17 protein-coding genes and 2 tRNA genes are annotated in these 21,216 nt (G+C 69.5%); 15 read left to right on the forward strand and 4 right to left on the reverse strand.

Annotated features, from left to right (window positions below; translation table 11 throughout):
• Nucleotide 1: 1 nt before the first annotated feature.
• Nucleotides 2-72, reverse strand: a tRNA-Gly gene (locus tag ACFRU2_RS12145).
• 177 nt (nucleotides 73-249) lie between these two features.
• Here ACFRU2_RS12145 and ACFRU2_RS12150 point away from each other — a divergent pair.
• The 5 genes from ACFRU2_RS12150 (at nucleotide 250) to clpX (ending at nucleotide 5,130) form a co-directional block, all read left to right on the forward strand.
• Nucleotides 250-326: transfer RNA gene (locus tag ACFRU2_RS12150), tRNA-Pro, on the forward strand.
• A 211-nt stretch (nucleotides 327-537) separates the two neighbouring features.
• Entirely contained in the window at nucleotides 538-1,932 is a 1,395-nt protein-coding gene (gene tig, locus ACFRU2_RS12155) for a trigger factor (RefSeq protein WP_382971007.1), read from the forward strand.
• Nucleotides 1,933-2,306: 374 nt separating this feature from the next.
• Nucleotides 2,307-2,924: an ATP-dependent Clp protease proteolytic subunit gene (locus ACFRU2_RS12160; RefSeq protein WP_382971010.1), complete on the forward strand. Its 618-nt coding sequence runs from the start codon at nucleotides 2,307-2,309 to the stop codon at nucleotides 2,922-2,924.
• Nucleotides 2,925-3,039: 115 nt separating this feature from the next.
• Nucleotides 3,040-3,690: an ATP-dependent Clp protease proteolytic subunit gene (locus tag ACFRU2_RS12165; RefSeq protein ID WP_250739479.1), complete on the forward strand. Its 651-nt coding sequence runs from the start codon at nucleotides 3,040-3,042 to the stop codon at nucleotides 3,688-3,690.
• Nucleotides 3,691-3,843: 153 nt separating this feature from the next.
• Nucleotides 3,844-5,130, forward strand: coding sequence for an ATP-dependent Clp protease ATP-binding subunit ClpX (gene clpX / locus ACFRU2_RS12170; RefSeq protein WP_250739478.1), 1,287 nt, complete (start codon nucleotides 3,844-3,846; stop codon nucleotides 5,128-5,130).
• Nucleotides 5,131-5,220: 90 nt separating this feature from the next.
• On the opposite strand, the gene ACFRU2_RS12175 is transcribed toward clpX, so the two are convergent.
• On the reverse strand, nucleotides 5,221-6,162 hold the full coding sequence (locus tag ACFRU2_RS12175) for a hypothetical protein (protein WP_375955088.1): 942 nt from the start codon (nucleotides 6,160-6,162) through the stop codon (nucleotides 5,221-5,223).
• Nucleotides 6,163-6,289: 127 nt separating this feature from the next.
• Here ACFRU2_RS12175 and ACFRU2_RS12180 point away from each other — a divergent pair, with 127 nt between their 5' ends.
• Nucleotides 6,290-8,911, forward strand: a complete 2,622-nt coding sequence (locus ACFRU2_RS12180) for a valine--tRNA ligase (protein WP_382971014.1) — start codon at nucleotides 6,290-6,292, stop codon at nucleotides 8,909-8,911.
• 139 nt (nucleotides 8,912-9,050) lie between these two features.
• Here the strand turns inward: ACFRU2_RS12180 and ACFRU2_RS12185 are convergent, their stop codons facing one another.
• The gene (locus tag ACFRU2_RS12185; RefSeq protein WP_382971016.1) at nucleotides 9,051-9,632 is read right to left on the reverse strand and encodes a vitamin K epoxide reductase family protein; all 582 of its coding nucleotides are present in this window, start codon (nucleotides 9,630-9,632) and stop codon (nucleotides 9,051-9,053) included.
• A gap of 152 nt (nucleotides 9,633-9,784) precedes the next feature.
• Here ACFRU2_RS12185 and ACFRU2_RS12190 point away from each other — a divergent pair, with 152 nt between their 5' ends.
• On the forward strand, nucleotides 9,785-10,936 hold the full coding sequence (locus ACFRU2_RS12190) for a sensor histidine kinase (RefSeq protein WP_382971019.1): 1,152 nt from the start codon (nucleotides 9,785-9,787) through the stop codon (nucleotides 10,934-10,936).
• 25 nt (nucleotides 10,937-10,961) lie between these two features.
• On the opposite strand, the gene ACFRU2_RS12195 is transcribed toward ACFRU2_RS12190, so the two are convergent.
• A complete protein-coding gene (locus ACFRU2_RS12195; protein WP_382971022.1) occupies nucleotides 10,962-12,011 on the reverse strand; it encodes a rod shape-determining protein in 1,050 nt (349 codons plus the stop codon).
• A gap of 118 nt (nucleotides 12,012-12,129) precedes the next feature.
• Between ACFRU2_RS12195 and ACFRU2_RS12200 the strand changes: the two genes are divergently transcribed.
• From ACFRU2_RS12200 to rodA, 8 genes are all read left to right on the forward strand, one after another.
• The gene (locus ACFRU2_RS12200) at nucleotides 12,130-13,644 is read left to right on the forward strand and encodes a bifunctional folylpolyglutamate synthase/dihydrofolate synthase (RefSeq protein WP_382971024.1); all 1,515 of its coding nucleotides are present in this window, start codon (nucleotides 12,130-12,132) and stop codon (nucleotides 13,642-13,644) included.
• A 3-nt stretch (nucleotides 13,645-13,647) separates the two neighbouring features.
• On the forward strand, nucleotides 13,648-14,007 hold the full coding sequence (locus ACFRU2_RS12205; RefSeq protein WP_382971027.1) for a DUF4233 domain-containing protein: 360 nt from the start codon (nucleotides 13,648-13,650) through the stop codon (nucleotides 14,005-14,007).
• A gap of 104 nt (nucleotides 14,008-14,111) precedes the next feature.
• A complete protein-coding gene (ndk, locus tag ACFRU2_RS12210) occupies nucleotides 14,112-14,522 on the forward strand; it encodes a nucleoside-diphosphate kinase (protein ID WP_214950910.1) in 411 nt (136 codons plus the stop codon).
• A gap of 296 nt (nucleotides 14,523-14,818) precedes the next feature.
• Nucleotides 14,819-15,838: a rod shape-determining protein gene (locus ACFRU2_RS12215; protein WP_069923827.1), complete on the forward strand. Its 1,020-nt coding sequence runs from the start codon at nucleotides 14,819-14,821 to the stop codon at nucleotides 15,836-15,838.
• Between the two features lie 164 nt (nucleotides 15,839-16,002).
• Nucleotides 16,003-16,950, forward strand: a complete 948-nt coding sequence (gene mreC, locus ACFRU2_RS12220; protein ID WP_250739468.1) for a rod shape-determining protein MreC — start codon at nucleotides 16,003-16,005, stop codon at nucleotides 16,948-16,950.
• 12 nt (nucleotides 16,951-16,962) lie between these two features.
• Entirely contained in the window at nucleotides 16,963-17,667 is a 705-nt protein-coding gene (mreD, locus tag ACFRU2_RS12225) for a rod shape-determining protein MreD (RefSeq protein WP_250739467.1), read from the forward strand.
• 13 nt (nucleotides 17,668-17,680) lie between these two features.
• Nucleotides 17,681-19,861, forward strand: coding sequence for a penicillin-binding protein 2 (gene mrdA / locus ACFRU2_RS12230; RefSeq protein ID WP_382971031.1), 2,181 nt, complete (start codon nucleotides 17,681-17,683; stop codon nucleotides 19,859-19,861).
• A 15-nt stretch (nucleotides 19,862-19,876) separates the two neighbouring features.
• On the forward strand, nucleotides 19,877-21,079 hold the full coding sequence (gene rodA, locus ACFRU2_RS12235) for a rod shape-determining protein RodA (protein WP_274553330.1): 1,203 nt from the start codon (nucleotides 19,877-19,879) through the stop codon (nucleotides 21,077-21,079).
• Nucleotides 21,080-21,216: the final 137 nt, after the last annotated feature.

Consider the following 21,216-nt stretch of genomic DNA (forward strand, 5'->3'; position numbering starts at 1 on the left):
GAGCGGGTGACGGGAATCGAACCCGCGTAGCTAGTTTGGAAGACTAGTGCTCTACCATTGAGCTACACCCGCAGCACGTGCGACGCAGGTCCGGGGACCGCGGCACGGACAGCATCCTAGCGGGTTCCGGCGGGGGATCGCACACCGCATTTCGCGCCCGCGTGCGGCCGCGGCGGCGCCCGGCGGGTCCATCGCCGAAACTCCGCACGGCGGAGGGTCTTCGGGCATGTACCCTACGTGTCGCACCGACGGGGTGTGGCGCAGCTTGGTAGCGCGTCCGCTTTGGGAGCGGAAGGTCGTCGGTTCGAATCCGGCCACCCCGACCAGCAGGAGTAGCAGGAGCAGCGCGCGCGTCCTCGGGTTCTCGTGTCCTTACGAGGCCGCGTCGATGATCGCGTTGTGGGCTGATTGCCGCTTGCGGCTACTATGCAAGCTGCGTGCCCGTGTGTCTGATGTACCGGGCCCGATCCGCTGAGAACCGCTAGACCGCGGCGATGAGCAGAGACCCCCAGCAGTCAGCCACAAGGAGACCGAACCGTGAAGAGCGCCGTGGAGACCCTGAACCCGACTCGGGTTCGGCTCACTGTTGAGGTGCCCTTCGAGGAGCTCAAGGACAGCCTCGACGCGGCCTACAAGAAGATCAACCAGCAGGTCACGGTGAAGGGCTTCCGCAAGGGCAAGATCCCGGCCCGCGTCATCGACCAGCGCTTCGGCCGCGGTGCGGTGCTGGAGGAGGCCGTCAACGACGCCCTCCCGAAGTTCTACACCGAGGCCGTCAACGAGGCCGACCTGAACCCGCTGGGCCAGCCCGAGGTCGACATCACGGAGCTGAAGGACGGCGAGCTGCTGTCCTTCACCGCCGAGGTCGACATCCGTCCCGCGATCGAGATCCCGGACTACTCCGGCATCGAGGTCACCGTGGACGCCATCGAGGTCTCGGACGAGGACGTCGAGAAGTCCGTCGAGCAGCTGCGCGGCCGCTTCGCGTCCACCAAGGACGTCGAGCGCGCGGCTGAGGACGGCGACGTCGTCACCATCGACCTCGAGGCCAAGGTCGACGGCGAGGTGCTGGAGGACGGTGTCGCCCAGGACGTCTCCTACACCATCGGCTCGGGCGAGCTTCTCGAAGGCATCGACGAGGCCGTCAAGGGCCTGGAGGCCGGTGGCGAGGCCACCTTCACCTCCCAGCTGAAGGGCGGCTCCGCCGAGGGCAAGGACGCCGAGGTCACCGTCAAGGTCACCAAGGTTTCCGCCCGTGAGCTGCCGGAGCTGGACGACGAGTTCGCCGGCATGGCGAGCGAGTTCGACACCCTCGAGGAGCTCAAGGCCGACAGCCGCAAGCGCCTCGAGAACATGAAGCAGTACGACCAGGCCACGCAGGCCCAGGAGCGCGTCCTGGAGAAGCTGCTGGAGCTCGTCGAGGTCCCGATCCCCGAGAAGCTCCTCGCGGACGAGGTCCAGACCCGCAAGCACAACCTCGAGCACCACCAGCTCGGCCAGATGGGCCTCACCATCGAGAAGTACCTGGAGATCCAGGGCAAGACGGTCGAGGAGTTCGACGCCGAGACCGCCGAGCAGGCGATCAAGGGCATCAAGACCCAGTTCGTCCTCGACGAGCTGGTCAACAAGGAGAAGCTGAACGTGAACCAGGAGGAGCTCACCGAGCACCTCATGCGTCGCGCCGCCTCCTCCGGCATGTCCCCCGACCAGTTCGCCCAGGCCGTCGTCGAGGGTGGCCAGGTTCCGATGCTCGTCGGCGAGGTCGCCCGCGGCAAGGCCCTCGCGGCCGTCGTCGAGGCCGCCAAGGTCACCGACACCAACGGTGAGGTCGTCGACCTCTCCGACGACGAGGACGAGCTCGAGCAGGCTGCCGAGACCGTCGAGAACGTGGTCGAGGCCGACGGCGACATCGCCGCCGACGAGGCCAAGTAACACTCGCCGGTAGATCCGGTAGATCCGGTGGATACAGCGGGGTACCCCCGCTGAGCAGTACCAGAGCACGGCCCGGAGGGCCCGTACGCCATCGCGTCCGGGCCCTTCGGCCTTCCCGCGGGACCGCTGCGGGAGTCCCGCGGGACGCCCTTCGGGGACCCTCCCCGGGACCCTCCGTGAGGGCCCTCTGACCTTGCGCTCCGAGCGAACAGTTCGGGAAGCGGGATGGCGTTGTCCTAGCTGCGCGTTAGGGTCCATGAATACGAGGGCACGGGAGTACCCGACGCCGGCGGACATCGTCCGCACGGCAGGTCCGCGCCCCAGAACGAGACGCTGAGACGGCACATGGCCGTCGGAGACGAGCAGGTGGATACGTGACGAATCTGAAGCCTTACGCCGCGGGTGAGCCGTCCATCGGTGGCGGCCTCGGCGACCATGTCTACAACCGGCTGCTCGGCGAGCGCATCATCTTCCTCGGCCAGCAGGTCGACGACGACATCGCCAACAAGATCACTGCGCAGCTCCTGCTCCTGGCCGCCGAGCCGGAGAAGGACATCTACCTGTACATCAACAGCCCCGGTGGTTCGGTGACGGCGGGCATGGCGGTCTACGACACCATGCAGTACATCCCGAACGACGTGGTCACCATCGGTATGGGCATGGCGGCCTCCATGGGCCAGTTCCTGCTCACCGGCGGCACCCCGGGCAAGCGCTTCGCGCTCCCGAACACCGACATCCTGATGCACCAGGGCTCCGCCGGCATCGGCGGCACCGCCTCGGACATCAAGATCCAGGCCCAGTACCTGCTGCGCACGAAGCAGCGCATGGCTGAGATCACCGCGCACCACTCCGGCCAGACCGTGGAGACGATCATCCGCGACGGCGACCGCGACCGCTGGTACACGGCGGAAGAGGCCAAGGAGTACGGCCTCATCGACGAGATCATCTCCGCCGCGTCGCTGGTCCCGGGCGGCGGCGGCACCGGGGCCTGATCCCGGCCCCGGCCCGGCGTACGGGGATCCCCTACGGGAGCCCGTACGCCCGCCCCGCACCAGGCAAAGCCTCAGCCCGCAGAACGCCACCAGGACGGTGAACACTCAGATGCACATGAACAACCTTTCTCCCGCGAGCGGCCTCTACACCGGCGCGCCGGTGGACAACCGCTACGTCGTGCCGCGCTTCGTGGAGCGCACCTCGCAGGGCGTCCGCGAGTACGACCCGTACGCGAAGCTCTTCGAGGAGCGCATCATCTTCCTCGGCGTGCAGATCGACGACGCCTCCGCCAACGACGTCATGGCGCAGCTCCTGTGCCTGGAGTCGATGGACCCGGACCGCGACATCTACCTGTACATCAACAGCCCCGGCGGCTCCTTCACCGCGCTGACGGCGATCTACGACACGATGCAGTTCGTGAAGCCGGACATCTCGACGGTCTGCATGGGCCAGGCGGCCTCCGCCGCCGCGGTCCTGCTCGCCGCCGGTGCTCCCGGCAAGCGCATGGCGCTGCCGAACGCCCGCGTGCTGATCCACCAGCCCTCGGGCGGCACCGGCCGTGAGCAGCTCTCCGACCTGGAGATCGCGGCCAACGAGATCCTGCGCATGCGCGACCAGCTGGAGACCATGCTGGCCACGCACTCCTCGACCCCGATCGAGAAGATCCGCGACGACATCGAGCGCGACAAGATCCTCACGGCCCAGGACGCGCTGGCGTACGGCCTGATCGACCAGGTCGTGGCGACCCGTAAGACTTCGAACTGATCCTTGCCGCCAGTTGGCGCGGGCACATCGCCGGATTCGGAGATGTGAACCACGTCAAGGGGGCCCCGCACGGGGCCCCCGGCAAGGTACCGTCGGATATGAGGCACCAGGAGCGCTGAACCAGGCGTCTCCCAGGCGAAGGGGAAGCACCTCGTGGCACGCATCGGTGACGGCGGCGACCTGCTCAAGTGCTCGTTCTGCGGAAAGAGCCAGAAGCAGGTGAAGAAGCTCATCGCGGGACCCGGTGTGTACATCTGCGACGAGTGCATCGACCTCTGCAACGAGATCATCGAAGAGGAACTCGCGGAGACCTCCGAGGTTCGCTGGGAAGAACTTCCCAAGCCCCGTGAGATCTACGAGTTCCTGGAGAGCTACGTCGTCGGCCAGGAGCCGGCGAAGAAGGCGCTCTCCGTCGCGGTGTACAACCACTACAAGCGCGTCCAGGCCGGCGAGAACGGCGGCGGGACGGGCCGTGACGACGCGATCGAGCTCGCGAAGTCCAACATCCTCCTGCTCGGCCCCACGGGCTCGGGCAAGACGCTGCTGGCCCAGACGCTGGCCCGGATGCTCAACGTTCCGTTCGCCATCGCGGACGCGACGGCGCTCACGGAGGCCGGGTACGTCGGCGAGGACGTCGAGAACATCCTGCTCAAGCTGATCCAGGCGGCCGACTACGACGTCAAGAAGGCCGAAACCGGAATCATCTACATCGACGAGATCGACAAGGTCGCCCGCAAGAGCGAGAACCCGTCGATCACGCGCGACGTGAGCGGCGAGGGCGTGCAGCAGGCCCTCCTGAAGATCCTGGAAGGCACCACCGCCTCCGTGCCGCCGCAGGGCGGCCGCAAGCACCCGCACCAGGAATTCATCCAGATCGACACGACGAACGTGCTGTTCATCGTGGGCGGCGCCTTCTCCGGCCTGGAGCGGATCATCGAATCCCGCGCCGGCGCCAAGGGCATCGGCTTCGGGGCGACGATCCGCTCGAAGCGCGAGATCGAGGCGAGCAACCAGTTCCAGGAGGTCATGCCGGAGGACCTGGTGAAGTTCGGGATGATCCCCGAGTTCATCGGCCGTCTGCCCGTCATCACCTCGGTGCACAACCTGGACCGCGAGGCCCTGCTCCAGATCCTCATCGAGCCGCGCAACGCCCTGGTCAAGCAGTACCAGCGGCTGTTCGAACTCGACGGCGTCGAGCTGGACTTCGAGCGCGAGGCCCTCGAGGCCATCGCCGACCAGGCGATCCTCCGCCAGACCGGCGCGCGCGGCCTGCGCGCCATCATGGAAGAGGTCCTGATGTCGGTGATGTACGAGGTCCCGTCCCGCAAGGACGTGGCCCGCGTGGTCATCACCTCGGACGTGGTCCGCTCCAACGTCAACCCGACGCTGGTCCCGCGGATCGTCCCGAAGGACCAGGGCCCGCACGAGAAGTCGGCGTAGCGGCCGTTACGTCAGCACGCATGAGGAAGGGCGCCCCCGGACCGGGGGCGCCCTTCCTCATGTGGTGCGCCGAATGTGGTGCGCTGAGCGTTACTTCTTCACGCGGGCGGTGTTGTAGAGCTTCGCGGCGAGCTCCGCGGTCTGGTCCAGGGTGTAGCCCGGCTTGCCGGCCAGGATCGACGCCACGTCGGTGGCGCCGACCATGCTCAGGGTGCTGTAGTCACCCCACACGCAGATCGGAATGGTGAACTCCTTCGGACCCTTGTCCGTGGTGTTCGTGTTGATGAGCTTCATCTCCTGGCACTTCATCACCGCGCCCTTGAAGCCCGCCGGGGTCTTCGCCTGGGGGCTTCCGATCAACTCCACCTTCGTGGAGCCGTCCTTGGAGGCGTTGAGCTTGGCCATGGCGAAGTACGCGTCCACGGACTTCTCCGGGTCGGCGACGTCGCCGTAGAGCCCGGAGAAGTTGAGGCCCTTGGTGGTCAGCGGGTTCTTCGGGTCACCGGCCTGGTAGTTCATGCCCACCTGGGTGGGGTTCTTGATGCCGACCCCTTCGGCTTCCTTCTTGTCCTTGTCGCTGAAGTCGGGGTCCTTGTACTTCGGGTCCTTCTTGAAGTCGTCCACCGTCGCCGGAGCCACCAGCTTGTAGCCCTTGGTGTCCGCGGAGATCGAGGCCGAGGCGCCGCCGCCCTGCGTGAAGTACCAGCCGGCGCCGCCGATCACGGCCACCGCCAGCACGACGGCGATGATCACGCCGGCCTTCGACTTCTTCGGGGGCGTACCGCCGTACGGAGGCTGCTGCTGGTAGCCGCCGTACGGGGCCTGCTGCTGCTGGGGGAAGCCGGGCTGCTGCTGCGGGTAGCCCTGCTGCGGGACACCCTGGGGGGCCTGCTGCGGGTACCCGTATCCGGGCTGCTGTCCGTAGGGCCCCGGCTGCTGCCCGTACGGGCCCGGCTGCTGCGGCTGCTGCCCGTAGGGCCCCGGCTGCTGCGGCTGCTGGCCTCCGTACGGCCCCGGCTGGTTGTAGCTCATCCCGCGTCCCCCCATGAGGTTGTTTATGCGTCCCAGACATCCTGGCGGAAGCCGGGGCGGCGAAGGGCCCCGGGCCCCCGGAAACCCGGTTTCATGACCGGACCGTTACGGCCCTAAACTGTGGCTCGTGACCGAGAACACGCAGACACCCAGCAGCCCCTACTCCGAACTGCCGACTTCGTACGCGCCGGCCGATGTAGAGGGGAAGCTCTACGAGCGCTGGGTAGAGCGTGGGTACTTCGAGGCGGACGAGAAGAGCGACAAGCCCCCCTTCGCCATCGTCATCCCGCCGCCGAACGTCACCGGAAGCCTCCACCTGGGGCACGCCTTCGAGCACACGCTGATCGACGCCATCACCCGCCGCAAGCGCATGCAGGGCTACGAGACCCTGTGGCAGCCCGGCATGGACCACGCGGGCATCGCCACCCAGAACGTCGTCGAGCGCGAGCTCGCCAAGGAGGGCAAGTCCCGCCACGACCTGGGCCGCGAGGCCTTCGTCGAGCGCGTCTGGCAGTGGAAGGGCGAGTCCGGCGGCCAGATCTCCGGCCAGATGCGCCGCCTCGGCGACGGCGTCGACTGGTCGCGCGAGCGCTTCACCATGGACGAGGGCCTGTCCGAGGCCGTCCAGACCATCTTCAAGAAGCTCTACGACGACGAGCTGATCTACCGCGCCGAGCGCATCATCAACTGGTGCCCCCGCTGCCTCACCGCGATCTCCGACATCGAGGTCGAGTACCAGGACGACGAGGGCGAGCTCGTCTCCATCCGCTACGGCGAGGGCGATGCCTCCATCGTCGTCGCGACGACCCGCGCCGAGACGATGCTGGGTGACACGGCCGTCGCCGTCCACCCCGACGACGAGCGCTACAAGCACCTCGTCGGCACCGAGATCGAGCTGCCGCTCACCGGCCGCCGCATCCCGGTCGTCGCCGACGGGCACGTCGACCCCGAGTTCGGCACCGGCGCCGTCAAGGTGACCCCGGCGCACGACCCGAACGACTTCGAGATCGGTCAGCGCCACGGCCTGCCCAACCTCGCCGTCATGGACGAGCACGCCGTCATCACCGTCCACGGCCCCTTCCTGGGCCTGGACCGCCTGGAGGCCCGTTCCGCCATCGTCGCCGCGCTGCGCGCCGAGGGCCGGATCGTCGCCGAGAAGCGTCCGTACACGCACTCCGTCGGCCACTGCTCGCGCTGCAAGACCACCATCGAGCCGCGCCTGTCGCTCCAGTGGTGGGTCAAGGTCGGCCCGCTCGCCAAGGCCGCCGGTGACGCGGTCCGCGACGGCCAGGTCAAGATCCACCCGCAGGAGATGGAGAAGCGCTACTTCGACTGGGTCGACAACCTCCACGACTGGTGCATCTCGCGCCAGCTGTGGTGGGGCCACCGCATCCCCGTCTGGTACGGCCCGAACGGCGAGATCGTCTGCGTCGGCCCCGACGAGCAGCCGCCGACCGGCGAGGGCTGGACCCAGGACACGGACGTCCTGGACACCTGGTTCTCCTCCGGCCTGTGGCCGTTCTCCACGCTCGGCTGGCCGCAGCAGACCGACAGCCTGGCGAAGTTCTACCCGAACGCCGTCCTGGTCACCGGCTACGACATCCTCTTCTTCTGGGTCGCCCGGATGATGATGTTCGGCCTGTACGCGATGGACGGCACCCCGCCGTTCCACACCATCGCCCTGCACGGCATGGTCCGCGACGAGCGCGGCAAGAAGATGTCGAAGTCCTTCGGCAACGCGGTCAACCCGCTGGACTGGATGGACAAGTACGGTTCCGACGCGGTCCGCTTCACCCTGGCGCGCGGCGCCAACCCGGGTGTCGACGTCCCGATCGGCGAGGACTGGGTCCAGGCCTCCAGCAAGTTCGCCAACAAGATCTGGAACGCCACCCGCTTCGCGATGATGAACGGCGCCACGATCGAGGGCGACCTGCCCTCGGTCGAGGAGATGTCGGCGACCGACCGCTGGATCCTGTCCCGGCTGAACGAGACGGTCGCGCAGGCCGACGCCTTCTACGAGGACTACCAGTTCTCGAAGCTCAGCGAGGCGCTCTACCACTTCGCGTGGGACGAGGTCTTCGACTGGTACGTCGAGCTGTCGAAGACGACCTTCTTCGCGGGCGGCGAGCCGGCCAAGGCCTCCGCCCGGGTCCTCGGCGAGGTCCTCGACGTCATGCTGCGCCTGCTGCACCCGGTGGTCCCCTTCGTCACCGAGACCCTGTGGACCACGCTGACCGGCGGCGAGTCCCTCGTGATCGCCGAATGGCCGAAGGACAGCGGCTTCCGCGACGCGGGCGCCAAGTCCGAGATCGAGGGCATCCAGAGCCTGGTCCGCGAGGTCCGCCGGTTCCGCAAGGAGCAGGGCCTCGACGACAAGCAGAAGGTCCCGGCCCGCCTGGACCTGTCCGCCACCGCGCTGGCCGCCCACGAGGCCGCCATCCGCCAGGTGCTGCGCCTCCAGCCGGAGGGCGACGACTTCAGCGCCACCGCGACCCTGCCGGTCGCCGGCGCCACCGTCGCGCTCGACCTGTCGGGCACCATCGACATCCCGGCGGAGCGCGCGCGGCTGAGCAAGGACCTGGCCGCCGCCGAGAAGGAGAAGCAGCAGGCCGAGGCGAAGCTCGGGAACGAGGCGTTCATCGCCAAGGCCCCCGACAACGTCGTGGACAAGATCAAGGGCCGGCTGACCAAGGCCGAGGCGGACATCGCCCGCCTCACCGACCAGCTGGCCGGGCTGCCCCAGGGCTAGCCGACCCGCAGGACGCAAGCGAAGGCCCCCACGCCGTCGGTCGACGTGGGGGCCTTCGGCCTATCCCTTCCCCGCGAGGGGCCCGGCATCACGGCAGCGGTGCCATCACAACAGCGGTGCCATCACAACAGCGGTGCCATCACAACAGCTGTGCGCCGAACCTCGTCAGGATGAGCGCCGCGACCACGCCGTACGCGGCCACCGGCACCAGCCAGTGGGGGACCGCCCGCAGCCGGGAGCCGGCCGGGGCCAGGTGGAGGGTGACGTACCAGAACAGCGGGATCATCACCGCCCAGACGACCATGCACCACGGGCACAGCGCCCCGATCACGTACAGGCACTGGCTGATCAGCCACACCGTGAAGGCGAACCCGGCGGCGATCCCGGCCCACAGGCCGCGCCACAGCCACCGGGGGAGCAGCGCCCCGGCGACCAGGGCCGCTCCCAGTCCGGCGAGGGCCGCGAAGCCGGCGATTCCGAGCAGCATGTTGGGGAAGCCGAGGAGGTTGCCCTGCCAGGTGGTCATCACGTCGCCGCAGCTCAGCACCGCGTTGATGTTGCAGCCCGGGGTGAAGAGCGGGTTCTCCAGGGTGCGGATGCGGTCGTAGGTGAGGACGCCGGAGGCCAGGGTGCCGACGAGGCCGCCGATCAGCAGGAGCAGGGCGGTGCCCCGGGGGGCGGGCGTTCCCTGGTGGGGGGTCGTTCCCCGTTGGGTGGTCATTCTCCCGACGCTACGAGCGCGGCGGCGGCCCCGGGTAGAGAGGAAGGCCTCCGGGCGGAGGGACCTCCGGCCTGTCCGAAGTGCCCTAAATCACGCGTTCTCGGGTCCGGGTGGCCGGGATCCGGGGGTGCCGAGCACGGATGATGGAGGGCATGCACGTCACGCCCGCCCCCTCGGCGCCCCACAGGCTCCTGGCCTTCGGCCGCCGGCTCGCGCAGGGCTGGGCCGGGTCGCCGCGCGCGATGGACGTGCTCGCGGCCCTCTGCTGCCTGGGCCTGATGGCGCTCGACCTGCCGGGCCTGGCGGCCGCCGACAACTCCCTGAACGGGCCCGCCGCGGCGGTCGTCCTGGCCATTGGCTGCTCCACGCTGCTGGTGCGGCGCCGGCTGCCCTGGGTCTCGTACCTCGCCGCGCTGCTCTTCATCGGCTGGCTGCACGAGCTGACCCTGATCCAGTTCTCGCTGTACTCGGTGGGCCGCTTCCGCGGGCGCCGGGCCGGTGTCCTCGCCACCTTGGGCTACGTGGCCTTCGCGCTGTGCCTGTTCTGCTGCGTGCCGGGCTGGCCGCTGGCCCGGGCCGAGACCCTCAGCTCCTTCCTCAGCCTCGTCGTGCCCATCGGGGTCCTCGCCTCGGCCGTGGGCATCGCCGCCTACCGCCACGACCTGGTGCGCGAGCTCGACACCCGGCGCGCGGAGTCCGCCGTCCTGCAGGCCGTCCAGCAGGAGCGGACCTCCGTCGCCCGCGACGTCCACGACTTCGTCGGGCGCGAGCTGACCCTGCTGACGGTCCGCTCCGAGGTGCTGTCGATGCGCTCGCGCGAGACGGCGTACGCGAAGGACTTCGAGGAGCTCGCCGACACCGCCCGCCGGGCCCACCTGGTGCTCAACGAGATCATCGTGCAGCGCGGGGAGCGGGCGGCGACCCCGGGCGTGGACGGGCTGGCGGCCCTCGCGGAGGAGAGCGGGCGCGCGGGTTCCCCCGTACGGCTGGACCTGGATCCGGCCGTGCACGGGCTGTCGCCGCTGCGCCAGGCGGCGGTCTACCGGGTGGTGCAGGAATGCCTGACCAACGCCGCCAAGCACGCGCGGGGCGAAACCGTCGAGGTGTCCATCGCGGCGGACGGGCCGCAGCTGCGGATCGCCGTCCGCAACGGGCTGGCGCAGCGCAATCCGACCCGGGCCCCCGTCTCGGCGGGCTCGGGCACGGCGAGCATGTGCGAGCGCGTGCGCAGCCTGGGCGGAACCCTGACGGCGACGCGCACGCAGGACGCGTACGAGGTCCTCGCCACGCTCCCGAAGGGCTGAGCCCGGCCGGGCGCCCCCACTTCCGTCAGGCCCTCGCCGGCGCCAGCAGGCTGCTGAGCGCGTCCATGTCCTCCACGCAGCGCCCGGAGCCCAGGGCCACGCAGTCCAGCGGGTCGTCCGCGACGAAGACGGGGATCCCCGTCGAGGAGGCCATCCGCAGGTCCAGGCCGGGGAGCAGTGCGCCGCCGCCGGTCAGGACGATGCCGTGCTCCATGACGTCCCCGGACAGTTCGGGCGGGCACTCCTCCAGGGTGGTGCGGACCGCCGCGATGATCGCCTCGATCGGCTCGTCGAGCGCGGCCCGTACGTCGCGCGCGTCGAGCTGCAGCGTCTGGGGCATGCCGCCGACCTTCTCGCGGCCCCGCACCGTGAAGGTGGCGGTCTCCAGCTCCGGCCGGTCCGGCACCGGCCACGCCGAGCCGATGGCGATCTTGACGTCCTCGGCGGTGCGGTCGCCGATGAGCAGGGCGTGCTCCTTGCGGACCCAGTCGGTGATCGCGGCGTCCAGCCGGTCGCCGCCGACCCGCAGCGACTGGGAGGTGACGATGCCGCCCAGCGAGATGACCGCGACCTCGGAGGTGCCGCCGCCGATGTCGACGACCATCGAGCCGCGAGGTTCGGACACCGGGAGCCCGGCGCCGATCGCCGCGGCCATGGGTTCCTCGATCAGGTGCACGGTTCTGGCGCCGGCCCGGGTGGAGGCGTGGATGATGGCCCGCCGTTCCACCGGGGTGACCCCGGACGGTACGCAGATCACCATGCGGGTGCGGACCCGGCGGCCGGGGACGGCCTTGCGGACGAAGTGCCGGATCATCTCCTCGGCGGCCTCGTAGTCGCAGATCACGCCGTCCTTGAGGGGGCGGATCGCGGTGATGGAGCCCGGTGTGCGGCCGATGGTCTCCTTGGCCTCGGTCCCCACGGCCAGTGCGGTGGTGGTGCCCGCCTTGACGGCCACCACGGACGGCTCATTGAGGACGATGCCGTGCCCCCGTGCGTAGACGAGGGTGTTGGCGGTTCCCAGGTCTATCCCTATGTCGCGGCTGGAAGCTGTCTTGTTGGTGCTGGCCTGCGGCATTTGTTCCCCAATCTCCTGCCCGCAAGGCTTGCATAACGATCCGGTCGCTCTGCCGGCCAAAGGTCCCGATACGACCGGGCCGAAAGTCCCCCCGGCCCTCGTCCGTAGACTGGGTCCCGTGAGTGAGCAGCAGCCCGAGAGCCACGATGACAGCTTCGACGCGTTCGACCAGATCGTGGCGGAAGAGTCCGACCGCGACCCCGACCTGGCGGTGATCGAGGCGGGCAGCCGCACCCTGCGGACGCAGGCCGGTCCGCCCCAGGGCGACCCGGTACCCGAAGAGCCCACCGACCCCGAGGTGGCCCAGGCGCTGCGGGAGGTGGAGCAGGAGCTGGCCGGCCGCTGGGGCGAGACCAAGCTGGAGCCGTCCGTCACGCGGATCGCCGCGCTGATGGACGTCCTGGGCGAGCCGCAGCGCGCGTACCCCTCCATCCACGTCACCGGCACCAACGGCAAGACGAGCACCGCCCGCATGATCGAGGCGCTGATGAACGCCTTCGAGCTGCGCACGGGCCGCTACACCAGCCCGCACGTGCAGTCGATCACCGAGCGGATCAGCCTGGACGGGGCGCCGATCAGCGCCGAGCGGTTCGTCGAGACGTACCACGACATCAAGCCGTACGTGGACATGGTGGACGCGGCCGAGGAGATCCGGCTGTCGTTCTTCGAGGTCCTCACCGGCATGGCCTACGCGGCCTTCGCGGACGCTCCCGTGGACGCGGCCGTGGTCGAGGTGGGCATGGGCGGCACCTGGGACGCCACCAACGTGATCGACGGCGCGGTCGCCGTGGTCACCCCGATCAGCCTGGACCACACGGACCGGCTCGGCTCCACCACCGGCGAGATCGCGCAGGAGAAGGGCGGCGTCATCAAGAAGGGCGCCACCGTGATCCTGGCGCAGCAGCCGGTGGACGCGGCGCAGGTGCTGTTGAAGAAGGCCGTGGAGGTCGACGCGACCGTGGCCCGCGAGGGCATGGAGTTCGGCGTCGTCACCCGCGAGGTCGCGGTGGGCGGGCAGCAGCTGACGCTGCGCGGGCTGGGCGGCGAGTACGACGGGATCTTCCTGCCGCTGTACGGCGCCCACATGGCGCACAACGCGGCGGTGGCGCTGGCGGCGGTCGAGGCCTTCTTCGGGATCGGCGCCGACCACGCGCGGGCGCTGGACGTGGAGACCGTGCGGAAGGCCTTCGCCTCGGTGACCTCGCCCGGCCGCATGGAGGTCGTGCGGCGCAGCCCGACGGTGGTCCTGGACGCGGCGCACAACCCGGCCGGGGCGCGGGTCACGGCCGAGGCGGTGACCGAGGCCTTCGGCTTCAGCCGGCTGATCGGGGTCGTGGGCGCGAGCGAGGGCAAGGACGCGCGCGGGATCCTCGAGGCCTTCGAGCCGATCTTCGCCGAGGTCGTGATCACGGAGAACACCAGCCACCGGGCGAGCTCCGCCGACGAACTGGCGGCCGTCGCGGTCGAGGTCTTCGGCGCCGACCGGGTGCAGGTGGAGCCGCGGCTGGACGACGCCCTGGAGGCGGCGATCACGCTGGCGGAGGAAGAGGCGGAGTACGGAGGGGCCGGGGTCCTGGTGACCGGGTCCGTCATCACGGTGGGCGAGGCCCGCCTGCTACTGAAGAGGGGCTGAGGGATGCGCACGCTGTGTAGTTCTACGCTGATCGCCGAGTTCTTCGTGATCGGCTTCGCCGGACTGGTCGCGATGAAGGGCGACCTGAGCCAGGTCACGGTCTGGACGGTCTGCGGGATCGCGATGCTGGTGTCGGTCCTGCTGTGCGGGATGCTCTCGCGCCCCGGGGCCGTCCAGATCGGCTGGGCCCTGCAGATCGGGCTCGTGCTGAGCGGGTTCGTCGTCCCGATGATGTTCGCCCTGGGCGTGGTGTTCGCCGGTCTGTGGTGGTGCTCGATCCACTACGGCCGCCGCATCGACGTGATCAAGGCCCAGTGGGCCGCCCAGGCGGAGGCCCAGGCCGCCGCCCCGACCGAGGCGTAGTCCGCCGGGGAGCCGGAGCGGGGCCCGGAAGGCCCCGTACGGCGGGGGCCCGGGCCCCTGTAGCCTCGTCGGACCGCACCCGTATGCCGCAAGGAGTTACCCATATGACCCAGCGCACGCTCGTCCTCCTCAAGCCCGACGCCGTCCGTCGCGGCCTGATCGGCGAGATCGTCGGCCGCATCGAGCGGAAGGCCGGCTGGACCATTCCCGCGCTGGAGCTGCGCACGCTGGACCAGGAGACCCTGGAAGCGCACTACGGCGAGCACAAGGGCAAGGTCTTCTACGAGCCCCTCATGGGCTTCATGGCGAGCGGCCCGGTCGTGGCCCTGGTCGTCGAAGGGGAGCGCGTGATCGAGGGTGTCCGCCAGTTGGCCGGACCCACTGACCCGATTGCCGCCGCGCCCGGCTCCATCCGGGGTGACTTCGGTACCGTCACCCGGGAGAACCTGATCCACGCCTCGGACTCCGAGGAGTCCGCGGAGCGGGAGCTGAAGCTGTTCTTCCCGGCGCTGTGATCACTCTTTTCTGACGCAACATCAGCCGAATAGCGCTCATGACCTGGGGCGACCGAAGTAATTTCGGTCGCCCTCCGGTATTACCGGGCACTTTCGGGAACGCATCGACAGGACACGACGTCACCACTATGGGGGCGGGTATTCGTTCCGGCGGGCTTGCCGGAGTCCCGTCGCGCGGTGGCCGTACTTGCGGCACTACGATGGGGCCTCCACCCACACACCCACCTCGCCGACCTGACAGCAGCCGCTATCAACTGGAAGGCCAGACGCTCCTCATGGGGAACAAGGGGAACAACATGTCGTTCATCGGCCGTGACATGGCGATCGACCTCGGGACCGCCAACACGCTGGTGTACGTGAGGGGCCGGGGAATCGTCCTGAACGAGCCGTCCGTGGTCGCCATCAACACGAACACCGGTGGCATCCTGGCGGTCGGCTCCGAAGCCAAGAAGATGATCGGGCGCACGCCCGGCAACATCGTCGCCGTGCGGCCCCTCAAGGACGGCGTCATCGCCGACTTCGAGATCACCGAGCGGATGCTCCGGTACTTCATCCTCAAGATCCACAAGCGCCGTTACCTGGCCCGCCCGCGCGTGGTGGTCTGCGTGCCCTCCGGCATCACGGGAGTGGAGCGCCGCGCCGTCATCGAGGCGTCCACGCAGGCCGGTGCCCGCCAGGTGCACATCATCGAAGAGCCGATGGCCGCCGCCATCGGAGCGGGCCTGCCCGTCCACGAGGCCACCGGCAACATGGTCGTGGACATCGGTGGCGGCACCACCGAGGTGGCCGTCATCTCCCTCGGCGGAATCGTCACGGCACAGTCGATCCGGGTGGCCGGAGACGAGCTCGACAACGCGATCATCCAGCACATCAAGAAGGAGTACTCGCTCCTCCTCGGTGAGCGCACCGCCGAGCAGATCAAGATCACCATCGGGTCGGCCTACGACCTCGACAAGGACGAGCACACCGAGATCCGCGGCCGCGACCTGGTCTCGGGCCTGCCCAAGACCGTGGTGATCTCGGCCGCCGAGGTGCGCAAGGCGATCGAGGAGCCGGTCAACGCCATCGTCGACGCCGTCAAGACCACCCTCGACAAGTGCCCGCCGGAGCTCTCCGGCGACATCATGGACCGCGGCATCGTCCTGACCGGAGGCGGCGCCCTGCTCCGCGGCCTCGACGAGCGGCTGCGCCGCGAGACGGGCATGCCGATCCACATCGCCGAGGATCCGCTCGACTCCGTCGCGCTCGGATCCGGCAAGTGCGTAGAGGAGTTCGAGGCGCTCCAGCAGGTCCTGGACGCCCAGCCGCGGCGCTGATCCGGCCCGCCGCGCGGCGGTGGAACACAAATGATCCGCCGTACGGGTGCTACCGGGCCCGTGCGGCGGATCGTTGATATACAGGCAAGGTCCGGTGCGAGCCCCGGCTCCACCGGAGCGGCTTCGCCGCACGGGTAACTATGAGGAAGGCACGGCCGCCGCACGTGAGGGACACACGAGAAAGCCGGCTGCTCCTGGTGCTTCTGATCGCCATCGCGTTCGCTTTGATCACGGTGGACATCAGGACGGGTGAGGAGTCTCCGGTCGACGGTGCCCGACAGGCCGCCGCAGCGGTTTTCGGGCCGGTCGAGAAGGGCGTGGCGAAAGGCGTCGACCCGGTCGCCAACGCCATAGGGGCGGTACGGGACTCCGGCGAGCGGCACAACCGCATCGCGACGCTGGAGCGCGAGAACGCGGCGCTCAAGGCCAAGCTGGGCAGTGACGACCAGACCCGCAGCCGGATCCGCGAGCTCGACGAGATGCTCAAGCGGGCGGGCGCGGGCCAGTACGGCATCAAGGGCGCCGAGGTCATCGCCATAGGAGCGGCCCAGGGCTTCTCCTGGACCGTGACCATCGACGCGGGCAGCAAGGACGGCATCGAGCGCGACATGACCGTCCTCAACGGGGACGGACTCGTCGGCCGCGTCGCCACCGTCGGCCCCGACACCGCCACCGTGGTCCTCGCCAACGACCCCGACTTCACTGTCGGAACCCGCCTGGAGAAGACCGGCGAACTCGGCTTCGCCACCGGTCAGGGCGACCGGGAGCTCTCCGTGCAGATGCTCAACGGCAAGGCCAAGATCAACACCGGCGACCGGCTCGTCACCTTCGGCTCGCGCGGCAACAAGCCCTTCGTGCCCGGCGTCCCGATCGGCGAGGTGATCAAGGTCGACCCCTCGCGCGGCGACCTGACCCGCACCATCTGGGTCCGCCCCTTCGTCGGCTTCTCCCGCCTGGACATCGTCGGCGTCGTGGTCATGCCCCCGCGCGAAGACCCGCGCGACGCGGTCCTGCCGCCCAAGCCCGAGGCGCCCAAGCCCACCCCGACGGTCACCGTCACGGTCACCCCGTCGCCCGGCGCGTCCGCGTCCGGCAAGCCGGCCGACGACTAGGAGCCGATCATCATGCGTTTCAACCGGATCCTGCTCTCGGGCACGCTCGTCGTGGTCGCCCTGGTCGTCCAGGTCTCCATCCTGGGCCGCCTCCAACTCCCCGGAGCCGTCCCCGACCTGGTCCTGCTCACGGTCGTCGCCCTCGCACTCGTGTACGGGTGCGTCAGCGGCGCCCTCATCGGCTTCGCCGCCGGACTCCTCACCGACCTGGCCCCGCCCGCCGACCACGCCGCCGGCCGCTACGCGCTCGTGCTGTGCGTCATCGGCTACGTCGCCGGCCTGGTCCGCCCCGACACCGGGCGGTTCCGCTCCGCCTGGGGCCCGATGCTCACCGTGGTCGGCGCCGCCTTCGTCTCCACCCTGCTCTACGCGGGCGTCGGCGCCCTCGTCGGCGACACCGCCGCCCGGCACGTGGGCCTGACCGGACTGCTGTTCACCGCGGTCCTCTACGACCTGCTGCTCGCCCCCTTCACGGTGCCGTTCATCATGGCCCTGGCCCGCCGCGCGGAGAACGACCCGATGGCCGTCGAGGCCAACGGCGGTCCGCCCGCGGGCAAGGACATCGCCTCCGGCTGGCTGGCCGGCGGCACCGGGCTGCGGATCGGCAGCCAGCGCGGCGGCCTGCGGATGAAGACCGCCCGCAGCCGGGCCAACCGGGCCGGCCGGATAAAGGGCGTCAAGGGAATCAAGGGTGTGAAGAGCGTCAAGAAGCTGTGAGGGAGGAGTCCACGTGACCAACATTCCGGAGACCGGCCGTACCTCCCGGGTGCAGATCCGGCTCGTGATCATCCAGGTTCTCGTCTGCTCGATGTTCCTCACCCTCGGCGGCCGGCTCTGGTACCTCCAGATCCGCAACGGCGCGGAGTACTACCACGAGGCGAAGAGCAACCACGTCCAGCGGGTCGTCCAGCCGGCCGTGCGCGGCACGATCCTCGACGCCCGGGGCGTCGCCCTCGCCGACAACGAGACCCGGCTGGTCGTCTCCACCAGCCGCACGGCGCTGATGAAGATGAAGGACCGCGGCAAGGGCGTCATGACCCGGCTCGCCGGCGTCCTGGACATGACCCCCAAGGAGGTCATGGAGAAGGTCCGCCTCTGCGACTCCCAGACCCCCGCACCCTGCTGGAACGGCTCCCCGTACCAGCCGATCCCGATCACCCTCGACGCCACCACGCAGCAGGCGCTGCAGCTGCGCGAACGCCCGGAGGAGTTCCCCGGCATCACCGCCGAGCCCGTCGCGATCCGCCGCTACCCGGCCCCCGGCGGCGCCCGCACCGCGCAGGTCCTCGGATACCTCTCGCCGGTCACCGACGACGAGATCCAGAAGGCCAAGGACACCGACTCGCCGCACCTGCGCTCCGACCAGGTCGGCCGCTCCGGGATCGAGCGCACCTACGACAAGTACCTGCGCGGCAAGGCGATGGTCACCTCCTACGAGGTGGACAACCTCGGCCGGGTCATGCACCAGACCGAATCCGACGCCGGTGTGCCCGGATCCACCCTCGTCACCAGCATCGACGCCCGGGTCCAGTCCGTCGCCGAGTACGAGCTCCAGCTGGCGATGAAGACGGTCCGCCAGGAGACCGACAAGATCACCGGCCGCAAGTACGAGGGCGACTCGGGCGCCGTCGTCGTCATGGAGACCAAGACCGGCCGGGTCGTCGCCATGGCCTCCCAGCCCGACTACGACCCCAACGCCTGGGTCGGCGGCATCGCCGCCAAGGACTACGCGAGCCTCACCAGCGACACCTCCAACTACCCGCTGCTCAACCGGGCCATCCAGGGCCAGGCCCCCGCGGGCTCCATCTTCAAGGTGGTGTCGGCGAGCGCGGCCGTCCGGGCCGGATACGCCTTCGACGACAAGTACAACTGCAGCGCCTCGTACAGCATGGGCAACCGGAGCTTCGCGAACTTCGAGTCCAAGGGGCACGGCCCCATCACCCTCGCCGAGGCCCTCAAGTTCTCCTGCAACACCGTCTTCTACGCCCTCGGGCACAAGGAGTGGCAGCGCGACGGCGGCCTCAAGCCCAAGAAGGACGCCCACGACTGGTTCTACCGGACCGCCCGCGAGTTCGGCCTCGGCTCCGAGACCGGGGTCGACCTGCCCAACGAGGTCTCCGGCCGCATCCCCGACCGCCACTGGAAGCAGTCCTTCTGGGCGGCCAACAAGAACTCCTGGTGCAAGCAGGGCAAGAAGGGCGGCACCTACGTCGAGCAGATCGCCTACGAGAGCTGCCTCGAAGGCAACCAGCTGAAGGCGTACGACAGCATCAACTTCGCCATCGGCCAGGGAGACGTCCTCGTCACCCCCATCCAGATGGCCACCGCCTACGCCGCCATCAGCAACGGGGGCACCCTCTTCGACCCCACGGTCGGCAAGGCGGTGATCAGCGCCGACGGCAAGCAGGTCCGGATGATCAAGCCCAAGCCGCATGGCCGGCTGCCGATCGACGCCAAGACCATCAAGGACCTCGACAGGGGCCTGCGCATGGTCGTCGAGCCCGGCGGTACGGCCGCCTGGCGCTTCGGCGGCTGGCCGCTGGACAGGATCCCGATGCGGGCCAAGACCGGCACCGCCCAGGTCTACGGCAAGCAGACCACCTCCTGGCTGGCGACCTACACCGACGACTTCACCATCGTCATGACCATCTCCCAGGGCGGCACCGGCTCCGGAGCCTCCGGCCCCGCCGTCCGCAACATCTACAACGCCATCTACGGCCTCGACATGGCGGGCAAGCAGGACTACAAGAAGGCGCTCCTGCTGGGACCGGAGAAGAACCTGCCCAAGATCCGCCCCGACGGCGGCATCGATTCCCCCGAGATCCGGCCGTACGTACCGCCGTCCCCGGAAGAACTGGCGCCGCCCGCGCTCGCCGGCCCGCCCGCCCAGCGCCCCGCGCAGCACGACTGAGTACCGAGGACCGACATGCAGACCGCCAACAAATTCTCCGTGGCCCGGTACGCGCCGGAGCAGCGGGGAGCGATGGCCAAACTCACCGCCCGCGACTCCGTGGTGCGCCGGCTCGACTGGCCGATACTCCTCTCCGCGCTCGCCCTCTCCCTCATCGGCGCCCTGCTGGTGTGGTCGGCGACCCGCAACCGGACCTCGCTGAACAACGGGGACCCGTACTACTTCCTCTTCCGGCACGCCATGAACACCGGCATCGGCCTCGTGCTGATGATCGGCACCATCTGGCTCGGCCACCGCACCCTGCGCGGCGCCGTGCCGATCCTCTACGGGCTCTCCGTGGTCCTGATCCTCGCCGTGCTCACCCCGCTCGGCGCCACCATCAACGGCGCCCACGCCTGGATCGTGGTCGGCGGCGGCTTCTCGCTGCAGCCCTCCGAGTTCGTGAAGATCACGATCATCCTGGTGATGGCGATGCTGCTGGCCACCCGGGTGGACGCGGGCGACCTCGCCCACCCCGACCACCGCACGGTGGTCAAGGCGCTCTGCCTGGCCGCCTTCCCGATGGGCATCATCATGCTGATGCCCGACCTCGGCTCCGTCATGGTCATGGTCGTCATCGTGCTCGGCGTCCTGCTGGCCTCCGGCGCCTCCAACCGCTGGGTGCTGGGCCTCCTCGGCTCGGGCGTCGGCGGGGCCATCCTGATCTGGCAGCTCGGCGTCCTCGACGAGTACCAGATCAACCGCTTCGCGGCCTTCGCCAACCCCGAGCTCGACCCGGCCGGCGTCGGCTACAACACCAACCAGGCCCGCATCGCCATCGGCTCCGGCGGCCTGACCGGCTCCGGGCTCTTCAAGGGCTCGCAGACCACCGGCCAGTTCGTGCCGGAGCAGCAGACCGACTTCGTCTTCACGGTGGCGGGGGAGGAGCTGGGCTTCGTCGGAGCCGGGCTGATCCTGGTGCTGCTCGGGGTCATCCTGTGGCGCGCCTGCATGATCGCCCGCGAGACCACCGAGCTGTACGGCACGATCGTGTGCGCCGGGATCATCGCCTGGTTCGCCTTCCAGTCCTTCGAGAACATCGGCATGACCCTCGGGATCATGCCCGTGGCCGGCCTCCCGCTGCCCTTCGTGTCCTACGGAGGATCCTCGATGTTCGCCGTGTGGGTGGCCATCGGGCTGCTCCAGTCGATCAGGGTGCAGCGGCCGATGTCGGCTTGATGTGCTGCCCCGGGTCCGGCGGCCCCGGGTCCCTGGGTCCCGCGGCCCCGGGCCCCGCGGACCCGGGGCAGGCTCGATCCGGGGCAGGCTCGATCCGTCGGTTCCCGGGCAGGTTTTCCGCCGCCCCGGCCGTTTTC

Source organism: Streptomyces sp. NPDC056883 (assembly GCF_042788835.1).
Lineage (GTDB): Bacteria > Actinomycetota > Actinomycetes > Streptomycetales > Streptomycetaceae > Streptomyces > Streptomyces stoeckheimensis.